This is a genomic window from Halolamina salina (genome assembly GCF_042678005.1).
Lineage (GTDB): Archaea > Halobacteriota > Halobacteria > Halobacteriales > Haloferacaceae > Halolamina > Halolamina salina.
The window spans coordinates 1-9,963 of sequence record NZ_JBHUDH010000037.1; the positions used below are offsets into that span (position 1 = coordinate 1).

Annotated in this window: 8 protein-coding genes; 4 read left to right on the forward strand and 4 right to left on the reverse strand. The window is 69.9% G+C overall.

The features are described 5' to 3' along the window. Positions 1–2,604 (reverse strand): alanine--tRNA ligase (gene alaS, locus ACFR9S_RS04680; protein WP_379818163.1); only part of this gene is annotated, 2,604 nt, incomplete at its 3' end. A gap of 193 nt (positions 2,605–2,797) precedes the next feature. Between alaS and ACFR9S_RS04685 the strand changes: the two genes are divergently transcribed. Then, a complete protein-coding gene (locus tag ACFR9S_RS04685; protein ID WP_379818164.1) occupies positions 2,798–5,500 on the forward strand; it encodes a GAF domain-containing protein in 2,703 nt (900 codons plus the stop codon). A gap of 39 nt (positions 5,501–5,539) precedes the next feature. Here the strand turns inward: ACFR9S_RS04685 and ACFR9S_RS04690 are convergent, their stop codons facing one another. The 3 genes from ACFR9S_RS04690 to ACFR9S_RS04700 all read right to left on the reverse strand — a co-directional run bounded on the left by ACFR9S_RS04690 (position 5,540) and on the right by ACFR9S_RS04700 (position 7,881). Beyond that, on the reverse strand, positions 5,540–5,698 hold the full coding sequence (locus ACFR9S_RS04690; protein WP_379731736.1) for a hypothetical protein: 159 nt from the start codon (positions 5,696–5,698) through the stop codon (positions 5,540–5,542). Positions 5,699–5,787: 89 nt separating this feature from the next. Further along, entirely contained in the window at positions 5,788–6,816 is a 1,029-nt protein-coding gene (locus tag ACFR9S_RS04695) for a threonine aldolase family protein (RefSeq protein ID WP_379731734.1), read from the reverse strand. A 63-nt stretch (positions 6,817–6,879) separates the two neighbouring features. After that, positions 6,880–7,881, reverse strand: coding sequence for an aldo/keto reductase (locus tag ACFR9S_RS04700; RefSeq protein WP_379731733.1), 1,002 nt, complete (start codon positions 7,879–7,881; stop codon positions 6,880–6,882). Positions 7,882–7,981: 100 nt separating this feature from the next. Between ACFR9S_RS04700 and ACFR9S_RS04705 the strand changes: the two genes are divergently transcribed. The 3 genes from ACFR9S_RS04705 to ACFR9S_RS04715 form a co-directional block, all read left to right on the forward strand. Further along, positions 7,982–8,980: an acetamidase/formamidase family protein gene (locus tag ACFR9S_RS04705; protein WP_379818165.1), complete on the forward strand. Its 999-nt coding sequence runs from the start codon at positions 7,982–7,984 to the stop codon at positions 8,978–8,980. A 59-nt stretch (positions 8,981–9,039) separates the two neighbouring features. Then, entirely contained in the window at positions 9,040–9,429 is a 390-nt protein-coding gene (locus ACFR9S_RS04710; RefSeq protein WP_379818166.1) for a ubiquitin family protein, read from the forward strand. A 126-nt stretch (positions 9,430–9,555) separates the two neighbouring features. Then, on the forward strand, positions 9,556–9,963 hold a 408-nt coding region (locus ACFR9S_RS04715), incomplete at its 3' end, for an MATE family efflux transporter (RefSeq protein WP_379818167.1).

A 9,963-nucleotide genomic window follows, 5' to 3' on the forward strand; every position in this document is an offset into this window, starting at 1 on the left:
GACGCCGTCGGGGACGCCGACGACGATCTGGGCGGAGCCGTCGGCGCCGGAGCCGACGACCGCGACCTTCCCCTCCTCGACCAGCGCGTTCGCGGTGGCCTGTAGCTCGTCGGCGTCGGCGTCGATGCGCTGGATCACGGCGGTCGCGCCGTCGATCTCGACCTCCTCGGCGTCCTCACCGCCGCCCGCGCGGGCTTCCGCGAGCTGGGATTTGAGGTCCTCGATCGTTTTGCCGCGCTCCTTCCACTCGGTGAAGAAGCGCTCGGCGGCGTCGGGCACCTCCTGTGGGTTCACGTCGAACGTGTCGGCGGCGTCGTAGAGGGCGTCCTCGGTGTCCTGTGTCGCCTCGATCGCGGCCGGCCCCGCGGCGAAGACGAACCGCTCGACGCCGTCCTGTACCGGCTCGGTGTTCAGCACCTTGATCGTCCCCACGTCGCCCGTCCGATCGACGTGGGTGCCGCCACAGGCCTGTACGTCGTCGCCGACGTGGATCAGGCGGATGTTCTCTCCCGGCGGGATCCCGCCCTGGTAGAGGTCGAAGCCGTGCTCGGCCTCGGCCTCGTGGCGCTCGGGCCACTCCTGTCGGACGCTGGTGTTGTCGGTCACCATCTCGTTGGCGACGCGCTCGATCTCTCTGACCTCCTCGCGGCTCACGCGGTCGTAGTGGTTCACGTCCAGCCGCGAGCTATCGACGCCCTTCTGGGCGCCGGCCTGCCGGACGTGGTCGCCGAGCACCCGTCGCGCGGCCGCGCCGACGATGTGGGTCGCGGTGTGGTGCTGCATCAGGCGGCGTCGGCGCTCGGCGTCGATCTTCCCGGTGACGAACTCGCCTTTCTCGGGGCTTCCGGTGGTCCGGTGGAGGATCACGCCGTCGCGCATCTGTACGTCGACCACCTCGACGCTGCCGTCCTCGCTCACGAGCGTCCCGTGGTCGGCGGGCTGGCCGCCGCCCTCCGGGTAGAACATCGTCTGGTCGAGTACCACGTCGTACCCCTCCTCGCGGTCGAGCACGTCGAGCACGACCGCCTCGAACTCCATGCGGTCCTGATCCTCGTAGTAGAGCTGGTCGGTCTCCGGGAGGTCCTCGACGCGGTTCTCGTCCTCGCCGCCCTCCTCGAGCGCCTCCTCGGCGTCGTGGCGCTCGGCGACCAGCGAGTAGAAGTCGTCCGGCTCGTTCACCTCGGCGCCGCGTTCGTGGGCGATCTCGGCCACCATCGACGGCTGGATCCCGTGGGAGTCGTACAGCTCGATCAGCTTCTCCGTCGGGATCGGCGTCCCGGCCGCGGCGTGGTCGTCGGCCAACTGCTGGACCTTCCGCCGGCCGCGCTCGAGCGTCTCCTCGTACTTGCGCTCCTCGGTACGGACGATGTCGCGGATCGTGTCGCGGTTCTCGTAGCCGAGCCGCTCGGCCTCGCGGTCGACCAGTTCGTCCAGCGGCACGTCGATCCCCACGTCGTCGACGAGTCGCTTCGTCCGGCGGAGCACCATCCGGGCGAGGTAGCCAGTGCCGACGTTCGAGGGGACGATCTCGTCGCCGAACATGTAGGCGAGACAGCGCGCGTGGTCGGCGATCGCGTAGATCGACTCCAGCGGCTCCATCAGCGCCTCGAGCCGCTCGACGGACACGTCGAGCCGCTCGGCGATGTTGTCGCGGGCGGCCTCCATGTCCTCGGCCTCGTCGATGTCCATGTGGCCCGCGAGCTTCGAGGCGCGGTGGACGAGATCCTGCTCCTCCTCGGTCATGTCGATCCCGGCGTTGTCCTTCAGGAACTCGATGGACTCGGGGTAGATCGCCTCGTACACCGTGGGGGTGCCCTGACTCATCCACGTCCAGCGCTCGATCCCGTACCCCGTGTCGACGACCCGACGGTCCATCTCGGAGTACGTGTTGCCGTCCTTCATCTCGTACTCGCCGTCGCGGTCCTGTTCGAGCATCATGAACACGAGCGTCGCCAGCTCGAGCCCCTTGTAGATCACCTCGAAGGCGGGGCCGGCGTTGCCGCCGCCGACCCACGGGTCCTCGATGAACGTAATCTCCTCGCGGGGGACGCCCATGGAGGCGAAAAAGTCCTCGCAGTACTCCACACACTGGTCCTTCCAGTACACTTCGCCCTCGTAGGCGTAGTCCGTCCCCTCGTCGGCGTTGAACGCGTGGTGGCCACCCATCTCGAACGCCATCGTGTGCCGGCCGGTCTTCCCGACGTTGTCGATGTCCTGCATCCGGATGCAGGGCTGAGAGACGACGAGCGGGTTCGCCGGCGGCGGCGACTCGCCGCTGGTGACGTGCGGCTGGAAGTCGTAGATCGACGCCTGCGTCAGGAGCACGTCGTCGCGCCAGCGGTTGGCGGCGACGGGCGCGGGGTCGATCCGCTCGTGGTCGTGCTCCTCGAAGAAAGAGAGGAACGCCTCGCGCATCTCCGCCAGCGAGTACGACTCGTCGAACCCGGGGTCGTCGATGAAGCCGTAGTCCTCACAGGGGGGTTCGCCGCAGGTGTCGCGCTCGGCGCGGCTCCAGAAGTGGGCGCCACACGACGAACAGGTCTGCCGTTCGAACCCGTTCTCGGCGAAGTAGTCGAGACGGTACTCGCTCTCGAGCTCACTCATTACCGGATGTGGTCAACCGCCGGGCAAAAGGATTCCGGGGTTCGTGCGGGCGAGTCGTTCGATCACCGGCGGACGGGGCGCTCCACCGGCCGCTGGCGCCGCCCTCGCCGGTGGCGTCAGACGCTCCTTCCGAACTGCTCCACCGAAACACATATGCGACCGTCTCGCAAGACAAACAGTAGCTGTCTACACTGTGGCACATCGAACCGAGATCCTCGTGGTCGGCGAAAACCCCTGCCGGGCAGCGGGATCGCTGCTCGATCGGGACGCGTTCGTCGGCCGCGTCGAGCCCCCTCCGGCGGCGCTCGCTGCGTTCGAGGAGTCACATCCGGACTGTCTGATCGCCTGTGACGACTCGCTCCCGGCGTCGCTGGCGGCTGGGGCCGCCGAGGCCGGCTGTCCGATCGTCGACTGCCCGGGTGGGACGCCCGCCACGAGGGGTGAGGACGGGGAGTCGGACGACTGCTCCGCGGCCGACCTCGCCGATCACGTGACGGCGGCCGTCGGTGGCACGCCCAACCGCACGCGCATCACCCGGCTCCACGAGGGGGCGGCCGAACTGGTCGGCGTCGACGACCGGACCGACCTCCACCAGCGCGTGGTCGACATCGCGGCGGACGTACTTGACTTCGACACCGCGGTGCTGTACTTCCGGGAGAACGGCGGATTCGCCGCCGCCGCCGTGACCGACGGGGCGGGGTCCGACCGCGTCCCGCCCGACGAGGGAGTGGTGGCACACGTCGCCGAGACCCGGGAGCCGACGATCGTCGACGACGTCGAGAGCCACCCAATCGCCCAGCCGCGGGACGAGCGCCACCGCTCCGGGCTGGTGATCCCATTCGGCGACGACGGGGTGTTCGCCGCTCTCTCGACGCGGCCGGGGGGGTTCAACGAGGTCGACCTCGAGTTGGCGGAGCTGCTCGTCACCCACGGGTCGCAGGTCGACGCCCGGCTGCGCGCCGAGATGGACCTCCGGAACCGACAGGAACGCATCACCCGACTCCACGAGGCCGCGCCGTCGCTGATCGGCGCCGAGTCCGAGTCCGCGCTGTACCAGCGCGTCGTCGACATCGCGGAGGACGTGCTCAACCTCGACCAGTCGGTGCTCCTGATGGAGCAGGACGGCAAACTCCAGCCCATCGGCGGGCACACCGACAGCCTGGAGAAAGTCTCGACGGAGGCGGGTATCGTCGCCCGGACGTTCGACGAGGAGCGGTCGTTTCTCGTCGACGACGCCGAGGCCAACCCCGACGCCGACCCCGCCGACGAGACGGTCAAATCAGCGATCAGCGTCCCGGTCGGCAGCTCGGGCGTGTTTCAGGTGATCTCCGACGAGTCCGGCGCGTTCGACGAGGAGGACCTCGAGCTCGTGGAGCTGCTGGTCGGCTACGCGGAGTCGACGCTCGACCGCATCCGCTCGGAGGAGGCGCTTCGGGAGTCCCGGCGGGTGATCGAGCGGCTCCACACGACCGCAATGGAGCTCGGCGCCGTCGAGTCGGAGGACGAGCTGCTCGAGATCGCGATCGACGCCGCGGAGGACGTGCTCGACCTGGACATGAGCAAGCTCGACCTCCGCGAGGGCGACATGCTCGTCCCCGTCGCGGAGTCCGGGGGGATCTCCGAGGACGCGGGCCGGAAGATGCACATCTCGGAGGGGATCGCGGGCAAGACCGCCCGCACCGGGGAGTCGTTCCTCCACACCGACATCCACAGCGACCCCGACTCCCGGCCCACCAGCCCGGAGTTCGAGTCGGCGATCTCCGTCCCAGTGGGCGATCTCGGCGTGTTCCAGGCGGTCTCGACCGAGCGCGAGGCGTTCGACGAGGAGGACCTCGAGCTCGCGGAGCTGTTGATGGCCCACGTTGGGGTGGCGCTGCAGCGCGTCCGTGCGGAGGCCGACCTCCGGCGCCAGCGGGACAGCCTCGAAGCGCTGTTCGAGAACATCCCGGGCGCCGCGGTCGCCTACGAGATGATCGACGGCGAGCCGATCGTTCGCCGGGTCAACGGCGCGTTCGAGCGGACGTTCGGCTACGACGCCGACGAGGTCGAGGGGAACTCCCTCGACGAGTTCATCGTCCCGCCCGACGGCGAGGCCGAAGCGGAGGTGTACAACGAGCAGCTCGCGAACGGCGAGCGGGTCCAGACCGAGGTCGAACGCGAGACCGTCGACGGCACGAAGCACTTCCTCCTGCAGGTCACGCCGCTGGAGGTCGGCGAGGAGAACGCCCCGGGGTACGCCATCTACTCCGACGTGACCGAACGGCGCGAGCGCGAGGCCGAACTCCGCCGGCAGAACGAACGCCTCGACCAGTTCGCGAGCGTCGTCTCCCACGACCTGCGCAACCCCCTCAACGTCGCGTCGGGCTACCTCGACCTCGTCAGGGAGACCGGCGACCTCGACAAGCTCGACAACGTCGAGGACGCGCTCGACCGGATGAACCACCTCGTCACCGACCTCCTGACGCTGGCCCGTGAGGGGAAAGACGTCGGCGAGACCCAGCGCATCCCCCTCGACAGCGTCGCGCGGGAGGCGTGGACCCACGTCGCGACCGACGGCGCGTCGCTGGCCGTCGAGGCCGACGGGACGATCGACGCCGACCCCGACCGCCTGATCGAACTGTTCGAGAACCTCTACCGGAACGCGGTCGAACACGGCGGCGAGGTGCCGACGGTCACCGTCGGCACGCTGTCCGACCGCGAGGGCTTCTTCGTCGCCGACGACGGTCCCGGCATCGACGACGGGATCGACCCGTTCGACACCGGCGTCACCACCAGCGACGAGGGGACGGGGTTCGGCCTCCCGATCGTCGAGAGCATCGCCGAGGCCCACGGCTGGTCGGTGTCGGTCACGGAGAGCGAAAACGGCGGCGCGAGGTTCGACTTCGTCACGGCTTGAGGCGTCCGGATGTCCGAAAAAGCGTGTTCCGGGCCGCCCTCAGGCGCCCGTCGCCAGCACGAACACGAACAGCGCGGTGGCGACGAACAGCAGTACGTGACCCGCCGCGGCCAGCGCGGCGGGGATCCCCGCAGCGATACGCTCCAGTGGCGTCAGCGCGTCGCCGAACACGTCCTCTTCGAGGGTTGCTATGGACATCGTGCTTCTACCTGATCGTTGCGCCCCCTGGGAAAAATCGGGCTCGGCGATTCCGACGAACTGGGAAGCGGCGATGCGGGCCGGCGGCCTCAGCGCTCGGCCATCGCGGTCCGCACGGAGTCGATCGCCCCCTCGACGTCGCCGTCGGTCACGTCCCAGTTCGTGGTGAACCGCACCGTGGTCTCGCCGAACGCCACCGCGAGCACGCCGTGCTGTTCGATCTCGCCGACGAACGCCTCGGCGTTCAGCCCCGTCCCCGCCACGTCGGCGACGACGATGTTGGTGTCGGGTTCGGCCGTTTCGATTCCGTCGATCTCACCCAGCCCCTCGGCGATGCGCTCGGCGCGCCGGTGGTCGGCCGCGAGGTGGCCGCGGTTCTCCAGCGCGAGCAGCCCGGGCGCGGCGATCATGCCGGCCTGCCGCATCCCGCCGCCGAACAGCTTCCGGGTCCGGCGCGCGCGGTCGATGAACTCCTGCTCGCCGACGAGCATCGAGCCGACGGGCGCGCCAAGCCCCTTCGAGAGACAGAACATCACGCTGTCGACGTTCTCGGCCAGTTCGGCGGCGTCGGTGTCAAGCGACTCGGCGGCGTTGAACAGTCGCGCGCCGTCTAAGTGGACGGGCACGCCGTGGTCGTGGGCCGCCTCCGCCGCGGCGTCGATCTCCGCCTTCGAGATCGCGACGCCGCCGCGGTAGTTGTGGGTGTTCTCCAGACAGAACAGCCCCGTGCCGGCCTCGTGGAGGCTCTCCTCGACGATCCCCTCACGCACCTGCTCGGGCGTCGGGACGGCCGACTCGCCGAAGTCGAGCAGTCGGGTCTGGAGGCTGCTCAGCTGGGCGACCGCGCCGAGTTCCCACTTGAGAACGTGGGCGTGCTCGTCGGCGAGCAGCTCCTGCCCGCGGTCGGTGTGGGTCCGGATCGCGACCTGATTGCCCATCGTCCCGCTGGGGACGAACAGGCCGGCCTCCTTCCCGAGGATCTCGGCGGCGCGGCGCTCCAGTTCGTTGACGCTCGGATCGTCGCGGTACACGTCGTCGCCGACGTCGGCGTTCTTCGCGGCCTCCCGCATCGCCTCTGAAGGTTTGGTGACGGTGTCGGAGCGTAAGTCTACGACCATGCGGTCGCTGGGAGAGGGGGAGGAATAAGGGATACGGTGGGACGGGAGCGTTTCCGGATCCGATCAGAGCTTCGCGTACGGCCCCCCCTTCGCCTCGGTCAGGCGGTCGACCTGCTCGTCGCTCAGGTCGATCTCGGCGGCGCCGAGGTTCTCCTCCAACTGCTCGACCGTCCGCGCGCCGACGATCGGCGCGGTCACGCCGTCGCGGTGCATCAGCCACGCCAGCGCGGTCTGTGCGGGGCTGGCGCCCACCTCGTCGGCGACCTCGTCGAGCACGTCGTGCACGTCGAAGTTCGTCTCGGTGAGGTACGCCTGCTCGAACCGGCTGGACTCGGCGGCGCGGGACTCGCCCGTCAGCCCGTCCTCACGGTCGTACTTCCCAGTCAGGAACCCCTGCCCGAGCGGGCTCCACGGGCAGACCGCCAGCCCCTCCTCGCGGGCGAACTGGAGGTAATCCCCTTCGATCTCGCGGTCGACGAGGTTGTAGCGCGGCTGGAGCACCGTGAACGGCTCCCAGCCCTCCGCGCGGGCGATCTCGTTTGCCTTCGCGACCCGCCACGCGTTGGGCGTCAGCGTCGACGCGCCGAGGTAGTGGACCTTGCCGTCCTCCACGAGGCCGTTCAGCGTCTTCATCGTCTCGCGGGTCGGCGTCTCGCCGTCCCAGCGGTGGAGGTAGAGCACGTCCACGTAGTCGGTGCCGAGCCGGTCGAGGATCTCGTCGACGCGGTGGCGGAGGTTCTTCCGGTTCGTCCCGCGGCTGTTGGGGTCGCCCTCCCGGATCTGCCAGTAGATCTTCGAGGCGACCGTGAACCGCTCGCGGTCGCGCTCGTTCAGCCAGTCGCCGATCCACTCCTCGGCCTGCCCGCCGCCGTACACGTCGGCGGCGTCGATGTAGCGCCCGCCGGCGCCGGCGTAGGCGTCGAGCAGCTTCTTGGCCCGGTCCTCGCCGATCTCGAGGTTGCCCGCCTCGGTCTCACGGCCGAAGCGCCACGTGCCGAACTGCATCTCGCTGGTCTGCAGCCCGCTCTCGCCGAACGGGACGAAGTCGAGGTCGGTGTCGCTCATGTGTCCGCCCGTTGGGACGAACGGGGGAAAAGTATTGAGCAATCGGCGGTCCGTGACTCGCTCGGGCCACCGTTATCCCGGGCCGGGCGCGATACCCGGTATGGCCGACCGCCGCTTCGCCGTCGACGACGTGCCCGACCCCGACCACCGACTGGCCGACACGGCCGCCAACCGCCACTACGTGTGGGACCCCGACCTCGACCCGGCGATCACCGTCGATCCCGGCGACGTCGTCCAGTTCGACTGCCGCGACGCCTACGACCGGCAGCTACCGCGAGATCCGACGCCCGAGGACGTGGCCGCCGTCGACGCCGAGGGGCATCCGCTGGCCGGCCCCGTCGCGATCGCGGGCGCAGAACCCGGCGACACGCTCCGGGTCGACCTGCTCGCGTTCGAACACGAGGGGTGGGGCGCCACGGCGGTCCCGCCGGGCGATAGCGGCGCCGGCCTGCTCCCCGAGTCGTTCCCGGAGCCGCACGTTCGTGCGTGGGATTTGGACGCCACAGCGGACGACGGGACGCCGGTGGCTCGTTTCCGCGACGACGACGCGCCGGCCGTCTCGGTCCCCATCGCGCCGTTCCCGGGGAACCTCGGCGTCGCCCCCGAGGAGGGGCCGGCCAGTACGATCCCCCCGCGGAACGTCGGCGGCAACGTGGACGTGAAACACCTCACCGCCGGATCGACGCTGTACCTCCCCGTCGAGGTGGCCGGCGCGCTGTTCTCCGTCGGCGACTGCCACGCCGCACAGGGCGACGTCGAGGTCTGCATCACCGGGATCGAGGCACCCATGTCGGTGACCGCGCGGTTCGACCTCGCCGATCGGTCCGTGACCCAGCCGGAGTTCGAGACCACCGGCCCGTTCACCCCGACCGGGCGGGACGAGCCGATGTACGCCACGACCGGCATCGCGCCGGACCTGATGGACGCGACGAAGCAGGCGGTCCGGCGGATGATCGCTCACCTCCACGAGCGCCGCGGCCTCTCCCGGGCGGACGCCTACGTGCTCTGCTCGGCGGCCGTCGACCTCAAGATCAGTCAGGTGGTCGACGCCCCCAACTGGACGGTGACGGCGTACCTCCCGGAGTCCGTGCTGGGGTAAGCTCGAAGCCGAACACGTTCGGCTACAGTCGTATGCGGGTGTCGACCGTACCGGCGCGCATGAGCACTGTCGAGACCGAACAGGCGGCGACGACCACGGTCGAGGTGAAAGCCACCGGCCACGTCCGGCGTGAACTGGGCGACCACGAGTTCGAGTTCACGTTCGAGGGCGACACGCTCGGCGAATTCCTCGACGCCTTCTTCGAGGAGTACGGCTGCGAGGAGATGCTGCTGGCCGAGACCGAGGCCGAGGAGACCCACACTGGCTGGGCGGACTACCCGGGCGAGCCGCCGGGGCGGTGGGAGCGCAACCCCGAGGGCGAGCGGACGCGGGCGTTCGCCCGCGTGCTCGTGAACGGGAAGTTCAACGAACTGCTGGACGGCTTCGGGACGGCGCTCGAAAACGGCGACCGGGTGGCGCTGGTGTACCCGTTCATGTTCTGCCTCTGACCGCGGGAAGGGTCCCGACCCGTTCCGGCGTCGCTTCGAGTCCGATCCCCGAGCCGTCGCGAGTGATCGCCGTCCGCGTCGCCCCTACCCAAGCACTCTTGCCCCGGACCGTCGCACCCCCGGGTGATGTCCCGGCTGCTGTCGGTCTGGCGGCGGGCCGCCTCGCTCGGCTGGCCGGTCGCCGTCCAACAGACGTTCAACACGCTGATGCGGACGGTCGACCTCGTGGTCACCGGGCTGTTCTCGCCCGCCGCCGTCGCCGCCGTCGGCCTCGCCGACCTCTACGCGCAGGTCCCGCTCCGCGTGGGGCTGGCGCTGGGGGCCGGCTCGATCGCGCTCTCCAGTCAGGACACTGGGCGGGGGGCGGACCTGACGCGGGACCGCGCGATCACGCAGGCGCTGCTCATCGGCGCGCTCTGTGGCCTGCCGATGGTCGCCGTCGGCGTCCTGTTCGGCGGCCCGCTGATCGCGCTGCTGGGCGCCGAGCCGGGGGTCGCCGACGCCGGCGGGCGCTACCTCGCGATCGTGTTCGCG

Coding starts and splice junctions, on each gene's coding strand:
- ACFR9S_RS04690 (WP_379731736.1), bottom strand. CDS start 5,698: ATGTCCATAGCAACCCTCGAAGAGGACGTGTTCGGCGACGCGCTGACG.
- ACFR9S_RS04695 (WP_379731734.1), bottom strand. CDS start 6,816: ATGGTCGTAGACTTACGCTCCGACACCGTCACCAAACCTTCAGAGGCG.
- ACFR9S_RS04700 (WP_379731733.1), bottom strand. CDS start 7,881: ATGAGCGACACCGACCTCGACTTCGTCCCGTTCGGCGAGAGCGGGCTG.
- ACFR9S_RS04705 (WP_379818165.1), top strand. CDS start 7,982: ATGGCCGACCGCCGCTTCGCCGTCGACGACGTGCCCGACCCCGACCAC.
- ACFR9S_RS04710 (WP_379818166.1), top strand. CDS start 9,040: ATGAGCACTGTCGAGACCGAACAGGCGGCGACGACCACGGTCGAGGTG.